Source organism: Rhodococcus sp. 27YEA6 (genome assembly GCF_044908235.1).
GTDB classification, from domain to species: Bacteria; Actinomycetota; Actinomycetes; order Mycobacteriales; family Mycobacteriaceae; genus Rhodococcus_F; species Rhodococcus_F qingshengii.
Window position 1 is genome coordinate 183852 of record NZ_JBIYCY010000003.1, and the last position, 16114, is coordinate 199965.

Below are 16114 nucleotides of genomic sequence, written 5' to 3' on the forward strand. Positions count from 1 at the left end.
TTCGGGCTCGGATTCGTCGTGTGTCACGAACAGCTGGGTGTCATCAAGCAGGTGTGTCAGGTACCGATCTCTGTTCGGGCGGCAAACAGCTCGGGAAAGAAGCTCAACTCCAGCGCACGTTGCAGGAAGCCGGCACCACCACTCGAACCGCCGGTCCCCTTCTTCATGCCGATCACCCGCAGCACCGTCCGAAGGTGCCGGAACCGCCACAGCTGAAAGCTCTCCTCGAGGTCGACCAACTCCTCGAACGCTTCGTACGCCGTCCAGTGCTGTTCGACGTTCTCGTAGATTGCTTTGACCAGCGGAATCAGTTCGTCGTTTCGCACGTAGGGCGCGCTGACGTCTCGTTCGAGAGCCGACGCCGGAACGTCGTACCCCTGCCTGGACAGGTACCGCCAGAACTCGTCGTACAGTGTCGGCTCCCCGAGCAGGGTCTCCAACAATCGATGGGCGGACGGATCCGATTCGAACACCTTCAGCATGCCCGCGTTCTTGTTTCCGAGCACGAATTCCACGGCGCGGTACTGGTACGACTGGAACCCCGATGAGTTGCCGAGAACGCCCCTGAACTCCGCATACTCCGCCGGCGTCAGTGTCGCCAGCACCGACCACTGCTCGGTCAAGGTGGCCTGAATGTGTTTGACACGTGCGATCCGCTTGAACGCGACCCGAATGTCGTCGGCAGCGATCGCTGCTCTGGCCGCCCGTATCTCGTGGAGAAACAGCTTGAGCCACAACTCGCTGGTCTGGTGCTGAATGATGAACAAGAGTTCGTCGTGGTGTTCCGGCTCGCTCACCGGGTGCTGCGAATCCAGGAGGGTGTCGAGTCCGAGGTAGGCCCCGTAACTCATCTTCCCGGAAAAATCGGTGACGACGTCGTCTTCGATCTTTCGTGTGCCGTCCGTTGCCGACATCTTCGGTCTCCTTGTCAGAATTTCGCCGGGGTCTGAGGAACGATCATGGCCACCAATGCGGCAGCGCTCGTCGCTCCGACCAGGACTCCGAATGCAGCCATGTACGAGAACTGGTCCACCATCCATCCCATCACGAGCGGGATGATGAAACCGGCGAACTGACCACAACCGTTGATCAAACCCATTCCGGAACCGAGGAATTCGGCCGGAAGTGCCCGCAACGGCATCGCGAAGATCGACATCGAACACAGACCGCTGATGCCTAGAGCCAACGTCTCGTAGAACGTGAACATCGCGACGGTGTCAGCGGTGGTCATCAGGAACAAAAGGACTGCCGACGTGGCCATACACGGAACCAGAAGGATCCTGGCCCGGTCGTGGAAGTACTTGTCCACCAACCGCCCGCCCACAATCGTGGCCAGCGCCGTGACGATGAAGGGGATTGCGGCAAAGATTCCCGTGTCGATCAGCGAGAGTCCCTTGTCGTTGAGCAGATAACTCGGCACCCAGGTCATCAGCCCGTACGCGGACATGTTGGCCAGGCAGAACAGAATCGCGAACTTCCACACCGACGCGGACTTGAACACCGCGGCGCGAGAGTGCTCGCTCGCCAGAGGTTGCAAGGCTGCCTCGGGATCTTCCGAGATTTCCGTGTCCAGCGGTGCGGGCAGCACCAACCACACCACCGTGCCGATCACTGCGCCGACGATCGCCACCAGCCAGAACGCGTCACGCCACCCCACGGCCATGAGGACCGGCGCGATGATCAGCGGTGCGATGCCGGGGCCGAGGTTGTTGGCGCCGAGCATGAAACCCATCGCGGTCGCTCTGGTTTTCGGACGCGTCCGCTCAGCCAAAGCCTTGAACGACGCCGCTGGAAAGAGCCCCTGGCTGATGCCGAACATCGCACGCATGACCATCAGCGAGACGAGACCCCACGCGAACCCTGTCAACGCTGTGAACACCGACCACAGGATCAAAGCAACGATCAACAGGGGCCTGGGTCCGAAGCGGTCGGCCAACATTCCGCCGGGGACCTGCCCGAGCATGTAGAAGATCGCGAATACCGAGACCACGCCACCCAACTGCGTACTGCTGAGCGAGAATTCGTCGCCGATCATCGGAAGCGCAAGCCCGATCATGACGCGATCCACCATGTCGATCAACCAGATGGTACTGAGCAGCCCCACCGTAACGGTGGTCGTACGACGAATCGACCTGTTGTCCATCATATTTCGAACCGGACCGTCGCTCGCCCGCGACGGTCCTTCCACTGTGACGCGTTCCGCCTTCATCAAGCCTCCCGAATTGTCCTGTGCCGCATGGACTGGAACATTGAAAAGACTGATGAAGTGTGACAGCGAACACGTCTACCGCATTGGTCCGTTTCACCAATAGCCGAAGCAACGATTGGTCGGTCGGAACATGTTCTGCCCCAAGAGATGACAAATGCCGCCGGCGCACACGGCGTCGGCGGCATTTCGCGATGGAGTCGCTACTTCACTACGTGCGATTGGCGACTGCCACGATCGTCGAGACGCCTGCGGCTGCAAGCCGGGCATTGACAGTGATCAGACCGAGAATGTCGTCGACGCTGCCGAGTGTGTGCGAAATCGTACGATCCGAAATCCGTCGCGAGCCGGGAACAGCCTCGGCGAGTTCAGCTCCCGTGGTGGTGGGGTGAACGATCTCGAGGGTCCATTCGTCACGCAGCTCGACCGGCTTCAGTGTGTCGGCCTTACGCACTGCGCGCTCGGCTCCTGCTCGGATCTGCTCGCACGCCAGCGACGGCGGCAGCGAATTGGTTGCCGACCATCCATGTGCCTTCTTGACCTCGACGGTCTCGGTTGTCGGCGAGGCCGCGTCGACCAAGCCGCAGATGATGTCGTCACCCGTCACCAGGCCGACGGGAACGCCCTGGGTGGCAGCGTAGAGGGTGTTGACGTCGGTCTCCGAGACGGACTTGCCGTCGAGGCGGACGTCGGCGAACAAGCTCGAGAACGTGTGCGCCAGGACGCCGGGCCCACCGGCGGGTGCGTGATAGCCGACAAACAGCGCGACGTCGTGATCGGACGTCAGTCCCTCCGCCATGCACTGCATCTTCGGTGTTCCGAAGATCAGACGCGCCCGTGGATCCAGGTCGGCGTGAAGCAGATTGTCCATCGTTCCGTGGCTGTCGTTGACCAGGACGCTCGTCGCACCGGCGTCGAACGCACCGGCGATCGCGGCATTGGTCTCGGCGGTCATGAGCATCTGCGCACGGTGGTAGCCGCCACCGCCGCGGATCGTCTGATCGAGCGTCGCGATACCCGCGATACCCTCCATGTCCACCGAAATATAGACGTGCATTCCTGTCCTCCATCGATCTCAATCGGCTGAATTGATAACTTCGCTTTCACCTTCACACTCGAGCGCATCCGTTTCTTGTCCGCTCGAACGGTGAGTCGGCCTCCATTTGGGACGTTCACACCAGAATCCGATACCCGAGCCGTGAAACCATCGGGACATTCGCCGGGCCAGGCGGTTCGACCAACGACAGGAGTGCAGCGCTGATGCAGGTCCACGACATCGTGTTCACCGGCGGCCGTGTCGTCGATCCCGCATCGGGGACAGACGAGGTACGGGGCATCGCGATCACCGACGGCAAGGTCTCGGCGTGGGGTCGCGACGCGATCGAAGCCCGGCAGACGATCGACGTGACCGGTCAGGTCATCTGCCCCGGATTCATCGACCTGCACAGCCACGGACAGGAAATCGCCGAGCAGCGACTTCAGGCATTGGACGGAGTCACGACGGCCCTCGAACTGGAAGCCGGCGTCATTCCTGTTGCAAAGGCATATGCCCGGGCCGGCGCCGAGGGCCGCCCGATCAACTACGGCTACGCGACGTCGTGGGCGCACGCCCGAATGATCGAACTCTCAGGGGCCGATCCCGACGGCGACATCAGAACGCTCCTGCACCATCTCGGTTCCCCGAGCTGGCAGGGCGAGCCCACCGCCTCTCAGCGCGCCCACATTCTCGAACTCCTCGAAAACGATCTGGCCGCAGGCGCTCTCGGCATCGGCGTGGTGGTCGGGTACGCGCCGAAATCCGATCCGGTGGAGTACCTACAGGTGGCGGATCTCGCGGCGCGAGCCGGTGTTCCCACCTATACCCATGCGCGCCCTCTCATCTCGGCCGATCCGTCGAGCCCGGTGGATGGTGCCGTCGAAATCGCCCGTGCAGCAGCCGAAACCGGCGCACACATGCACTACTGCCACGTCAACAGCACCTCGGGAATGCACGTCGACCACGCGCTGTCGGTGGTGGCACAGGTTCAGGCAGCCGGATCGCGCGTCACGACGGAGGCGTATCCGTACGGTTCCGGGTCGACGGCCGTCGGAGCTGCATTTCTCGATCCCGACAAGCTGCACCTGATGAATCTGACACCACGGTCGCTGACATTCGTACCCACCGGTGAACGTATCGCGGACCGCAAGCAGCTGGAACATCTTCGGGCCACCGACCCCGGTGGACTGGTGCTGGTGGAGTTCCTCGACGAGAACGACACCGTGCAGCGCGAATTCCTCGAACGGGCGATGACTTTCGATCGCGCCGCCATCGCGAGCGACGCGATGCCACTGACCTGGCCCGGCCGTTCGCCTGCCGACGCATTGCAGTGGCCACTGCCGAAGAAGGCGCTCGGCCACCCCCGCGGCGCCGGCACCTATGCACGTGCGATTCGTACGCTGTACCGCGAGCGTCGACTGCTGTCGCTGTCGGAGATCATCGCGCGCTGCTCGTTGATCCCTGCGCAGATTCTGGAGGAGTCGGTTCCCTCGATGGCGACGAAAGGCCGGATCAGCCCCGGTAGCGACGCGGACATCCTCGTTTTCGACCCCGAGCGAATCACCGACAACGCCACGTACATCGACGGCACCCGCCCCTCCACCGGTATCAGCCGCGTGCTGGTCGGCGGAGTACCCGTCGTCGAAGACGGTGTCGTGGTCCAGGAGGCGTTGCCTGGTCGCCCGGTACGCCGCTCGTAGCCGGATCTCATCCTGACCTGCATAGTTCTGACAGAAAGTCACCACACATGAACACATCGTCTGCAATCAACGGCACAATCGATGCCATGACGGATTTCGCGAACCCCCCGATCGGTTGGCAGCACAAGGCCTTCGGCACCGACCTCGAAGGTCGCGACGGTTCCGACCTCGAGCCGCTGGGGATCTCGGCACTCGACGGCAACCTCCTGCTACCCGTGATGACACTCAACCGTGCAGCGATCGCGCACAATGTCGACCTCATGGCGCGGTTCTGCTCCGACCACGATGTGGATCTGGCGCCTCACGCGAAGACCACGATGAGTCCCGAACTGGTTCGACGGCAGCTCGACGCCGGGGCTTGGGCGATGACGGCGGCAACCGTTGCGCAGGCACGCATTCTGCGTGAGTTCGGTGTGGACACCATCATCATCGCCAGTCAGGTTCTCGATCCCGCCGGTATTCGGTGGATCTGCGACGCCCAGGCCACCGACCCCGATTTCTTCGTCACCACCCTCGTGGACTCGGTCGAGAGCGTCCGCCTGATGGAACAGTTGATCGCGAAAGTCTCACCGGCCAGCCGTATCCGGGTTCTCGTCGAACTCGGCTACGACAGCGGACGCGCGGGCGCTCGCACTGTCGAGCAAGCACTCGACGTCGCACGCGCAGCATCGCAGGCACCTTCGTTGATACTCACCGGAGTCGAGGGGTTCGAGGGCATGATGCCCGGAGCCTCGGTAGCAGCCCGCCGTATCTCCGTCGATTCGTATCTCAAATCCGCGCGGGTTTTCACGGAAATCTGTGTGGCCGAGAACCTGTTCGAGAACAACTCCGCGAAGGCTCCCCAGCCACTGGTCACTTTCGGCGGCAGTGCGTTTCACGATCTCGTTGTGCGCGAACTGGCCGGACGGTGGGCACTCGACAACGGTGTACGCATCGTGCTGCGCAGCGGTTGCTATATCACCCATGATCACGGTCTCTATGCCGAAACTTCGCCGTGGGCTGACGGTCCGCGAACTCTGCAGGGAGCCGCAGAGGTCTGGGGTGTAGTGCTCTCCATACCTGAACCCGGACGGGTGATCCTGGGCTTCGGCCGCCGCGATGTCGGTTCCGACGCAGGCTTTCCCATAGTCCTGTGGCGCCGACGCGACGGATCCAACCGATCAGCACGAGAGCTGACGATCACCGCACTCAACGACCAGCACGCGTACGTCGACGTTCCGGCTGACTTCGACGTGAAGGTCGGCGATCTGCTCGGTTGCGGAATCTCGCATCCCTGCACCACATTCGACAAGTGGTCACTGATTCCCGAGGTCGATTCGGATTACCGCGTCGTCGGTACGGTGCACACCTACTTCTGAGGGGCCGGTTGCGGTAATCCGGCGTCAGTCGTCCTTCGGGTCACGCGGCAATTCGACGCGGAACGTCGTCCCCTGCCCGAGGGAGGTCTCGACGCTGACGGTTCCGTCGTGCGCTGCAACCAAAGCCGAAACGATGGACAGGCCGAGACCGGCGCCCCCGGTCTCACGGGTGCGAGAGGTGTCGGCGCGGTAGAAACGCTCGAAGATCCGCGCGGCATCCTCGTCACTCAAACCCTGACCGGTATCCGAAACCTCGACCACCGCGGAGTTCTCGGTCGTACCGACACGAACGGTGACCTGCGCATCCGGCGGCGTGTGTTTGATCGCGTTGCCCACCAGATTGGCGACTACCTGACGCAGCCTGGCCTCGTCACCATGCACTTCGGGCAGGCCTGGGCCGCCGGTCATCTGAAGTTCGACAGTTCGATCCGGTGCGATCGCTCGTGCCGCCTGTACCGAATCCGCCGCAACTGCAAGCAGATCCACAGGATTGTTCTCGAGTGGACGCTGTTCGTCGAGTCTTGCCAGCATGAGCAGATCTTCGACCAGAAGTCCCATCCTCGACGCCTCGCCCTCGATCCGGTTCATCAGCGTTTCCGTATCAGTCATGGCGCCTTGGCGATACAACTCGGCGAACCCACGAATAGTCGTCAAGGGTGTGCGCAACTCGTGGCTCGCGTCGCCGACAAACCTACGCATCTTCTCCTCGGAACGCCGTGCCGATTCCTCCGAAGCCTCGGTCGCGGCAAATGCGTGTTGAATCTGCGCGAGCATTCCGTTGAGCGCCACGGACAGTCGACCGACCTCGGTGCGGTCATCGCGCTCCGGAACACGTCGATGAAGGTCGCCGGCGGCAATGGCAGCGGCAGTCTCCTCCACCTCTACCAGCGGACGGAGGCTCCGACGAACCACGAAATACGCTGCGCCGCCGAGGATCAGCAGGACAACCAGACCGATGCCGAGTTGCAGGCCGACCAAGTCGTCGACGGTCTGCTCGTTATCCGTCAGTCGCACACCGATAGTCGTGGTCGTGCCGTCGCGGACCGTCGTGAGAACCCGCCAGTTCACGTCCGAACCGTCGCTCGATCCGACGGTGATCGGGCCGTTGGTGGAATCTTTCGACAGGTCGGGTTCGGTCGTCGTCGACTTGTCGTTCAGGATGATCACCCGTCCGTCCGGGGTCACGGTCCGAACGAAGAAGGGGCTGGGTGGGCGGGTGCCCGGGCCGACGTCACTGGGCGGCTGCAGGTCTCTGCTGTGCGGCTTTGCCCAACCGTCGACCGCTTCGTACAGCGTTTTGTCGGTTCGCTGGGTCAGTGAGTTCTCGAGAGCAGAAGTGACCGCTACACCCGACGCCAACAGACCCAGCGCGGCCAACACCAGCAAGGCCGCAACCAGGGTGAAGCGCAGCGGCAGTGAATGGAGACGGAAACGACCCCGCTTCGGAAGCTGATCGTTTTCCGCGGCGGCGATCATTGCCGCGGTTCACGCATCACGTAGCCGACCCCACGCAATGTGTGAATCAGCGGTGTCTCCCCCGTGTCCACCTTGCGCCGCAGGTAGGAAACGTAGGACTCGACAACTCCGACCTCCCCACCGAAGTCGTAATTCCAGACGTGGTCGAGAATCCGCGGTTTGCTGAGAACCGTCCCGGCGTTGACCATGAAGTATCGGAGCAGTGTGAACTCGGTGGGCGAGAGTGCAACCAACTCGCCCTTCTTCCAGACCTCGCGGGTGTCGTCGTCGAGTTCGATGTCGGCGAACTTCACCCGCGGCGACTGCTCCGGCGCGACACCGCGACCGGCGCGGCGCAGGATGACCCGCAACCGCGTCACGACTTCTTCGAGGCTGAACGGCTTGGTCACGTAGTCGTCCGCGCCGAGGGTCAGGCCGCTGATCTTGTCGTCGAGCGAATCCTTCGCCGTCAGAAACAGGACCGGCGCGTCCACACCGTCGGCGCGCAGGCGTCGAAGCAGACCGAAGCCGTCCATCCCGGGCATCATGACGTCGAGAACGATCGCGTCGGGACGGAATGTCCGTGCGACGTCCAGGCCTTGGGCGCCGCTCGAAGCAGTTGCCACCTCGAAACCCTGGAATCGGAGGCTCACGGAGAGCAACTCCACGATGGTGGGTTCGTCGTCGACAACGAGGATGCGGGCTTCGGGGGTCTTGTCGGTCACGAGAACCATCTTCTCCCCTGCCACTGGATTCCCGCTGTATGTTCCCTGGGAGCTTCCTGTGAACGGCCGGGTGCAGGTGAAAGCTGACAGCAGGATCCCGGCAAGGATCCAGGCTTCGATCGGCTGGCAAGGCACACGTGACATCAGCGGATTCAGCTACTTCAACGCACTGTCGATGGAGACTGTATTCGCGGACGCTGCGGTGTGGGTCGCCGACGCAGTTCAGACAAATTTGGCCGGCTACGACTTCGTTCAGTGGCCGAGTCGAGGACGCCATCTGCTGGTTCCTCGACTTCGAGACGGGGAACCGGTGTGGATGGATCCGCACGGCGATGTGACGATCAGTCGTATCGGCGGGTTGTGCAAAAATTCGACGAATTATGCAGCAACGTAGCCCAGTTCAAATCGCTCAGCTCTACGGTCCTGTGGCGTCCGCGCTGGTCGGCGGTGTGGTAGCCGCGTACGCAGTGGCCGAGTCCCGAGTTGACGACTTCTCCTTCTCCGACGCCGGCGTTATCTCGGTGGTGATCACGCCGCAGTGGGCGGGAGCAACTGCCGCGGTGGTTGCGGCCGTCGGCGTAGCGCTACTGCATCGCTGGGGACGTGGCGGTCTCGCGAGTGTCTTCGCTGTAGTCGGCGCCCTCGCCATCGCGCTACCTGCATTCGTCCCCGTCTCCGCCCAGATTTCGGTGACTCTGAACGCAATCGGAGCAGGCGCTTTCCTCGCGGCAGCGGCATTTCCGACGAAGGGTCACCGCGGAGCACAAACCGCTCTCGGACTCGGCGTAACCACGACGACCCTGTACTTCGGCGCAGCGGACTTATGGCGCGATCGCGTCCCCAGGTGGTCGCTCACACTTCCGGGCGATTCCTACCCCGTGCCGTCCACGGTTCCCGTCTGGATTCTGCTCGCCGCAACTCTTCTCGTGGGTGGAGTCGCCGCACTCGCACGACCGAATCAGGAGCCGGGCGACATCGACGCACGCCTGGTGAAGCTGGGAGTTGTTCTGCCCCTGGTATTCACGGCTCTCTATGTGTGGTTGGGCTCGACGACATCACCTGGGTCATGGGTGATCGCGGTGGTATTGGCGGTTGCCGTTACCGTCGCACTGGCTTGGCGGTTGCCGCCACACGACGGTCGTTTCGTACTCGTCGGACTGGCAGTCAGCGCGGTTTCGGTCAGCTCGATTTCCTTTCCATCCGACTGGACCTGGGCGATGCCCGCGGGAGCTGCTGCCCTGGCGTTGGGCGTCGTCGTCGGCTGGAGAAGACCGATGCCGCAACTCGGGCTGGGACTCCTTGCCGTGACTGCACTCTCGGGATTGCTGGATGCCGCCCCGACCACGGTTGCCTACGTCCTCATCCTCCCGCTTGCGCTGGGACTGGCCGTCACGTCATGCATGCCTGTTGCCGTCGAAGCAGTCTCGAGCGGGGCGATGCTGCCCGTCGCTTTCACGTTGTTCTCGGTTTCACCGACCTTCTTGGACCCGGGCTCGCGGGAATTCGGGTGGTCTACCGGTGTGCTCGTCGAACACGGACCGGCCGCCGTGAACACGCCGATTCCTCTGACTGTTCTCGCTGCGACGGCGACGATCGTGGTGTCCGTGTCGACCATCCATCTGAAGAGAGTTCGAACGGCGGTGGTGACCTAAATCGCCAGCTGATCGGGTCGGAACGCAGAATTCTGTTGCTATGGTTGGGTGGTCAACGACGACATCCGGACGAGCGCACCGTACCCGGCCAGCGAAAAGACGGTGCCTTGGGAGTTGTTCACCATGGCATGGATCGTGCTCGTCATTTCCGGACTTTTCGAAGCTGTCTGGGCTACCGCACTCGGTAAGTCCGACGGATTCAGCAAGATGTCGCCCACCATCGTCTTCGTCCTCGGCCTGATCGTCAGTATGGCCGGCCTCGCGTATGCAATGCGTACCCTTCCCATCGGGACTTCCTACGCGATCTGGGTCGGCATCGGCGCCGCCCTGACTGTGGGATATGCGATGATCACCGGCGCGGAGTCCACGTCGATCGTCAAGATACTGCTGATCCTGGGCATCGTCGGCTGTGTCGTCGGTCTGAAGGTCCTTCACTGACCGGCGATCCTGGTGAGTGTTTGTGTGTTACCGGTTACAGTTAACGCATGAAACTGCTGGAGATGCTCACGCTTCCCCTACGCGCGGGCATTGCAGCCGCAGAGATCAGTTTGGGAATCGCCGAGCTGACGGTCACGACAGTTCGTATCGCCGTCGGTAATACCGGCGCGGTGACGGCGGGTGCTGCCGGCTTGGCAAGCCCCCGCGGACCCATGCAGATGATCCAGCAGTTGTCATCACTCACCGCTGACGATCGGCCCATCGGGCAGGCCTTGGCCCCCGGTGGGCCACTCGATCGACTTCTCTCTCCCGGCGGTCCGGTCGACAAACTGACTGCACCCGACGGCACTCTCGAACGACTGCTCGCTCCCGGCGGACCACTCGAAAGACTTCTTGCCCCCGGCGGACCGCTGGATAGGGTGCTCGCCGAGAACGGCGCATTGGAACGCTTGCTCGCGCCGGACGGTCTCCTCGACCGAATGATGGCGGAGGACGGTCCGCTGGAACGCCTGACAGCGCAAGACGGTGCCGTCGAACGCCTGACTGCCAAGGACGGTGTCATCGATCGCGCACTGGCCGAGAACGGCATCCTCGAAACACTCCTGGCAGAGAACGGCGCCTTCGAACGGCTCATCGCCGAAGGCGGCCCGCTTGACCAGATCGTTGCACTGTCCGACACCTTGACTTCCCTCGCCCCCAACCTCGAGCGGATGAGCGCGAGCATCGAGGTCCTTCAGGAAACCGTCGGAATCCTCAGCGCTGCAGTCGGTCCACTCGGAGAACTTGCCGGCAAACTTCCCAATCGGTGGCTCAAGAGCAAGAGCGACCGCCCAGGGCCGGACCTTCCGATCGAATCGGCATAACAAACGGTTACTCGCCGATTACGCGGTCAGTTGTTGATCACGATGTTGAGGTTGATGATGATTCCGCCGAAAGTCAGGATCGTGTTGGCCAAGCCAACGGTCATTCCACTGTTCAGAGCCGCGATCAGTCCGTTCATCGTCGTATCCCCTTCACTGTCTACGGGTTACGCGTACAAGATTGTGCGCTGGCGCTGACAATAGGCCAAGTTCGTGACCTGCGCGCCATTGCGGAGAAAACTTGTACCCCGGTCGCAGTTTCCACGTTAACTGTTGCAGGACAACATAATTCCAAGATCGGCGCACTACCCGCTAACGGCCGAATCAAACATCACGATTGGGCATACGCAGACCACTTCACATAACCGTCCGCCCCATCAGACACTTGTCCACCGAAACAGAGTGCACAACAGTTAGTCCGGTGCAACAATGAGACGAATCGGACATGCCTGCGACGTGATGGGGAAGGGTGGTTGAGACAATGACGGCGCCGCGCATCGCCAGAGGACACCGCGGCCCCACCGGGGGCCGAAATTCCGCGTCGCAGGACAGCCTGGACGCCGCCTCGGACGCCCTGCAATCGCTGTACGCGCACCTCGATCCACATGCCCAGGCCGAGCAATTTCTCGAACAAGTCTGCAGGCATGCCGTCGATCTCATCGCCGACGCCGACATGGCCGGAATTACCATCGGCGGTTCGGACACGACATTCCGAACCGTCGCCGCCACCCACCAACTTGTTCGCACCGTCGACTCGATCCAATTCCGACTGGACTACGGACCGAGTGTGACGTCGTCACGCACGGGAACCGTTGTCCGCGCACATGCCAGCGAAGCCCACAGCCGGTGGCCTCAATTCGCAAGCGCGGCAAAGGCAGTCGGCGCCGTCAGCTTCTTGTCCATGCCACTGCCTGGCCGGGAACGCCCGCTCGGAACCCTCAATCTCTACAGCCACGACCTCCAAGGTTTCACCGGCGCCGACGTGGCATTGCTCCAACTGTTCGCCGTGACCTCGGCCTACGCGCTGCACAGCTCGCAGCGCCTCGACATCGCCAGAAAGCACGCAATGGACCTCGAGCGAGCACTCGAATCGCGAGGCGTCATCGAACAGGCCAAGGGCATCATCATGGGCACCCACCACGTCGACGCCGACGGAGCCTTCCGCATTCTCATCCAGGACTCGCAGCGCAGCAACGTCAAACTGCGAGTGATCGCCCAGCAGTACATCGACGGCGCGATCGACCCGCGCCAGGCTACGAACAAGCCCGAGACCAACTGAACCGGGCGCCTATCGGCACCTCAGCAAATACAGAGGCACCCACCACATTGGTGAGTGCCTCTTCTTTCGGAGCCTCCTGTCGGGATTGAACCGACGACCTTTCGCTTACAAGGCGAGTGCTCTACCACTGAGCTAAGGAGGCGAAGACCGACGCGTTGCCGCGACTGACTTTGCGGAGCCATCATATCCAAGCCGTCACGGTGGCCGCGCGCGGGTCACGTTAGATAGCGTGGGCCCCATGCGCAACTCCCACTCCGCCCCCTGATGGCGAAATTCACCGAAGTACTCACACGCCTGACGGGAAACCGGCAAGCCACCGTCGACACGGTCACGTCGGCTCCCGCACCGCTTCAACCGATCGACCTGACAGACGACGCCGTCGTCGCAGAGGTCCTGGACCTCGCGGTTCGGGTGGGCGAAGTCCTCCTCGCATCCGGAACCGCGGCCATGGACACCGCTGAGCAGGTGCAGTTCATCGCCGCCACGTACGGCCTTGCCCAGTGTGACGTCGACGTCACTTACAACTCGATTGTGCTCTCTGCCTATCGCGGCCCGACGCGACCGCCGGCGAGCACGATGCGCATCGTCCACTACCGCTCGATGGACTTCACGCGGCTGGCGGCCGTCGACCGTCTGACACGTCGTATCCGCCGTGAGGCGATCACACCGGACCAAGCGCACGACGCGCTCACAGCCATCACGACGGCGCCGCACCCGTACAACCGGTGGACCGCGACCATGGCCTGGGCTGCGATGGCGGCTTCGGTCTCCGTCCTGCTCGGCGGCGGGTTCCTCGTTGCCACAGTCGCGTTTCTGACGACGATGGTCATCGATCGAGTCAACCGCGTACTGAACCGGTTCGGATTACCGTTCTTCTTCCAGCAGGTTGTCGGTGGTCTCATCGCGGCTGCGCCCGCCGCCACGCTCTATACATTTCAGGACCAGCTGGGGATCAGTATCCGGCCGTCGTTGGTCATCGCGGCCGGAGTGGTCGTTCTACTGTCCGGGCTTTCGTTGGTGGGCTCGGTCCAGGACGCGATCATGGGTGCACCCATTACAGCTGTCGCGCGATTCTTCGAAGTGGTGATGATGACGGGCGGCATCATCGCGGGCGTCGCAATCTCGTTGCGAATGACCGGGATGTTGGGTTCGACGCTTCCACCGATCAATGTGGAAGTCTCCACCATCACGCAGTTGCCGATCCTCATGCTCTCCGGTGCGTGTGCGTCGGTGTTCTACGCGCTCGCCTGCTACGCCGAGAGGCGTGCACTCACCGCGGCGTTCCTGGGCGGTGCGGCAGGCAGTGGTGTGTCGATCTTCGTGCAGACACTCGACGTCGGTCCCGTGATCGCCGCCGCAATCGCCGCAACCGTGGTCGGTCTTGCCGGTGGTCTGATGGCTCGCCGCGCACTGACGCCTCCGCTGGTTGTCGCGGTCGCAGGCATCACTCCGCTGCTCCCCGGTCTGTCGCTGTACCGAGGCCTGTACGCGCTGCTCAACGACCAGGTACTGATCGGATTGACTGCCTTGCTGTCGGCCTTCGGCATCGGCTGCGCCCTGGCCGCGGGCGTCACGCTCGGCGAGTGGGGAGCGCGCACGCTGCGTCGTCCACGGATTCTGATGCGCGTGGACTCGCTACGTCGCCCGATGGTCCGCAAGCGCAGGCGTCGAGTTCCCGTCACCGAGAAGTAGGCGTCGTTCAAGCAGAAAGAGCTGGGCACCTGACGGTGCCCAGCTCTTTTCTGTTCACTCGGGGGGTTCCGAGCGGTGAGAGAATCAGCTCTCGACTGCGTGCTTTCCACCGGCAGCCTGATCGGCTTCCATGGCCTCACGCAGGCTCTTCGGACGCATGTCGGTCCAGTTGGCCTCGACGTATTCGAGGCACGCCTTGCGGCTGTCTTCACCGAACACCACTCGCCAGCCGGCGGGGACCTCGGAAAACGTGGGCCACAGCGAGTGCTGGTCCTCGTCGTTCACCAGCACGTAGAAGCGGCCGTCTTCGTCATCGAAAGGGTTAGTGCTCATCTCGCCTCACTCGTTACGTACGTGTCTTGTGCGCCCAGACTAGCAAGCGCACCAGTTCGGTTCTGGTGGCTCAGCACCGACGCCAGAATCTCCCCCGCCCGCACTGCCACGTTCGACAGCAGCGACGACGTCAATCCGTGAGTCTGTTCTGTCCCACCCTGCAGATAGATACCGCCTGTCACGTCCTCCGTTACAGCCAGTCGATAATCCCGACTGACGTTACGCGGAACGGACGAATCCGGCACGAGTTCACCCAACAAATCGTCCAGAGGTGCCGGGGTGAAACCCGTGGCCAGAATGAGTGCGTCGCACGCCAGCGTGTCGGTCAAGCCGTCGAGATTGCTACGGACAGCCAGTTCGATGCCGGATTCGGTCTCCACGGCACTCGTGATCTCCGAGGCCCGACGCATGAACAGTCGCCGCGGCCCACGAACCATCTCCTGATACTCGGTGGCATACAGCTTGTTGATCAGTTCGATGTCGACGACCGAGTAATTGGTACTGCGGTGCAAATCGAGAAGTCGGCGTCGTTCCGCGGCGTCTGCACCGTGCAGCTGATCGACGGCTTCGGGATCGAAGATGCGGTTCGCGTACGGGCTGTCGTCTGCCGGGCTGTAGCCGTAGCGGGCAAAAACACTGTGAACTTCGGCGTTCGGGTAGTTCGCGTGCAGGTAGTCCACGATCTCCGCGGCACTCTGGCCGGCGCCGAGAACGACGAACCGGTTGTGTACGGGCTCCGGCATTGCTTCGAGATGGAAGAGGAACTGGTGATTGTGGAAGCACCGCGACGAAGGCGTCGCCCACTCCGGGATCCGCTCTTTCAGTCCGGCTCCGACAACGATGTTGCGCGCGATCACCGTTTCACCGTCGGCGGTGCGAACCGCAAAGCGATCGACAACGCCGTCGGAGTTCTTGATGCCCTCGACCCCGTCGACGGTTGTACCGAACTGCACGTCCGCGTCGACTCGTCGAGCTGCCCAGCACAGGTAGTCGTTGAATTCGTGGCGCGTGGGGAAGAAGGTCTGGTGGTTGACGAAGTCGACCAGTCGACCCTGCTCGAACAGATACGAGAAGAAGCTGTATCCGCTCTGTGGATTCCGGAACGTCACCAGGTCCTTCGGAAACGCGATCTGCATGGTGGCACCGTCGAGCAGCATCCCGGGATGCCACGCGAACTGAGACTGCTTTTCGAAGAACCGCGCGTTCACCCGATCAACGGCCGCACAATTTGCATTGTGTTCTTCGACAGCAATGGCCAACGCGAGGTTGGCCGGACCGAACCCGACGCCGACGATGTCGACAATGGCAGGTTCGGCGCTGGAGTCTCTTGGTGATTCACTCATTACAGGTAGTCCATCCCCGACGGAACGACCTGGTACG

Annotated in this window: 15 protein-coding genes, 1 tRNA gene and 1 riboswitch; of the genes, 8 read left to right on the forward strand and 8 right to left on the reverse strand. The window is 62.4% G+C overall.

Features of this window, described 5'->3' with window-relative positions:
- Nucleotides 1–56: 56 nt before the first annotated feature.
- The 3 genes from ABH939_RS11185 to ABH939_RS11195 all read right to left on the reverse strand — a co-directional run bounded on the left by ABH939_RS11185 (nt 57) and on the right by ABH939_RS11195 (nt 3263).
- Nucleotides 57–914, reverse strand: a complete 858-nt coding sequence (locus ABH939_RS11185; RefSeq protein WP_003945883.1) for a tryptophan 2,3-dioxygenase — start codon at nt 912–914, stop codon at nt 57–59.
- Between the two features lie 14 nt (nt 915–928).
- Complete coding sequence (locus ABH939_RS11190; RefSeq protein WP_404649625.1) at nt 929–2209, reverse strand: MFS transporter; 1281 nt, start codon at nt 2207–2209, stop codon at nt 929–931.
- Nucleotides 2210–2417: 208 nt separating this feature from the next.
- Nucleotides 2418–3263, reverse strand: a complete 846-nt coding sequence (locus ABH939_RS11195) for a M55 family metallopeptidase (protein WP_007734371.1) — start codon at nt 3261–3263, stop codon at nt 2418–2420.
- A 203-nt stretch (nt 3264–3466) separates the two neighbouring features.
- On the opposite strand from ABH939_RS11195, the gene ABH939_RS11200 reads away from it, so the two are divergent.
- Complete coding sequence (locus ABH939_RS11200; protein WP_064688557.1) at nt 3467–4942, forward strand: amidohydrolase family protein; 1476 nt, start codon at nt 3467–3469, stop codon at nt 4940–4942.
- An 86-nt stretch (nt 4943–5028) separates the two neighbouring features.
- On the forward strand, nt 5029–6300 hold the full coding sequence (locus tag ABH939_RS11205) for an alanine racemase (RefSeq protein WP_404649626.1): 1272 nt from the start codon (nt 5029–5031) through the stop codon (nt 6298–6300).
- A gap of 24 nt (nt 6301–6324) precedes the next feature.
- Here ABH939_RS11205 and ABH939_RS11210 read toward each other — a convergent pair whose 3' ends face one another.
- Together ABH939_RS11210 and ABH939_RS11215 are read right to left on the reverse strand one after the other, a co-directional pair.
- Nucleotides 6325–7776, reverse strand: a complete 1452-nt coding sequence (locus ABH939_RS11210) for a sensor histidine kinase (protein WP_404649627.1) — start codon at nt 7774–7776, stop codon at nt 6325–6327.
- The gene (locus tag ABH939_RS11215; protein ID WP_007734368.1) at nt 7773–8489 is read right to left on the reverse strand and encodes a response regulator transcription factor; all 717 of its coding nucleotides are present in this window, start codon (nt 8487–8489) and stop codon (nt 7773–7775) included. The genes ABH939_RS11210 and ABH939_RS11215 overlap by 4 nt, the downstream gene beginning before the upstream one ends.
- Nucleotides 8490–8538: 49 nt before the next feature.
- On the opposite strand from ABH939_RS11215, the gene ABH939_RS11220 reads away from it, so the two are divergent.
- The 5 genes from ABH939_RS11220 (at nt 8539) to ABH939_RS11240 (ending at nt 12709) form a co-directional block, all read left to right on the forward strand.
- Nucleotides 8539–8874, forward strand: a complete 336-nt coding sequence (locus ABH939_RS11220) for a hypothetical protein (RefSeq protein WP_007734367.1) — start codon at nt 8539–8541, stop codon at nt 8872–8874.
- Nucleotides 8861–10132 (forward strand): hypothetical protein, encoded by a 1272-nt coding sequence (locus tag ABH939_RS11225; protein ID WP_058039185.1) that lies wholly within the window; start codon nt 8861–8863, stop codon nt 10130–10132. Before ABH939_RS11220 ends, ABH939_RS11225 begins: the two co-directional genes overlap by 14 nt.
- A 43-nt stretch (nt 10133–10175) precedes the next feature.
- Nucleotides 10176–10241: riboswitch (guanidine-III (ykkC-III) riboswitch) on the forward strand.
- Between the two features lie 14 nt (nt 10242–10255).
- Nucleotides 10256–10570, forward strand: coding sequence for a multidrug efflux SMR transporter (locus tag ABH939_RS11230; RefSeq protein ID WP_007734365.1), 315 nt, complete (start codon nt 10256–10258; stop codon nt 10568–10570).
- A gap of 47 nt (nt 10571–10617) precedes the next feature.
- Entirely contained in the window at nt 10618–11433 is an 816-nt protein-coding gene (locus ABH939_RS11235) for a hypothetical protein (RefSeq protein WP_003945831.1), read from the forward strand.
- Between the two features lie 478 nt (nt 11434–11911).
- A complete protein-coding gene (locus ABH939_RS11240) occupies nt 11912–12709 on the forward strand; it encodes an ANTAR domain-containing protein (protein WP_404649628.1) in 798 nt (265 codons plus the stop codon).
- A 70-nt stretch (nt 12710–12779) separates the two neighbouring features.
- Here the strand turns inward: ABH939_RS11240 and ABH939_RS11245 are convergent.
- Nucleotides 12780–12851: transfer RNA gene (locus tag ABH939_RS11245), tRNA-Thr, on the reverse strand.
- A 122-nt stretch (nt 12852–12973) separates the two neighbouring features.
- On the opposite strand from ABH939_RS11245, the gene ABH939_RS11250 reads away from it, so the two are divergent.
- Nucleotides 12974–14401, forward strand: coding sequence for a threonine/serine exporter ThrE family protein (locus tag ABH939_RS11250; RefSeq protein ID WP_007734361.1), 1428 nt, complete (start codon nt 12974–12976; stop codon nt 14399–14401).
- An 84-nt stretch (nt 14402–14485) separates the two neighbouring features.
- On the opposite strand, the gene ABH939_RS11255 is transcribed toward ABH939_RS11250, so the two are convergent.
- Together ABH939_RS11255 and ABH939_RS11260 are read right to left on the reverse strand one after the other, a co-directional pair.
- Entirely contained in the window at nt 14486–14734 is a 249-nt protein-coding gene (locus ABH939_RS11255; RefSeq protein WP_003945538.1) for an MbtH family protein, read from the reverse strand.
- Nucleotides 14731–16077: a lysine N(6)-hydroxylase/L-ornithine N(5)-oxygenase family protein gene (locus tag ABH939_RS11260; RefSeq protein WP_007734359.1), complete on the reverse strand. Its 1347-nt coding sequence runs from the start codon at nt 16075–16077 to the stop codon at nt 14731–14733. Before ABH939_RS11260 ends, ABH939_RS11255 begins: the two co-directional genes overlap by 4 nt.
- Between the last annotated feature and the right edge of the window lie 37 nt (nt 16078–16114).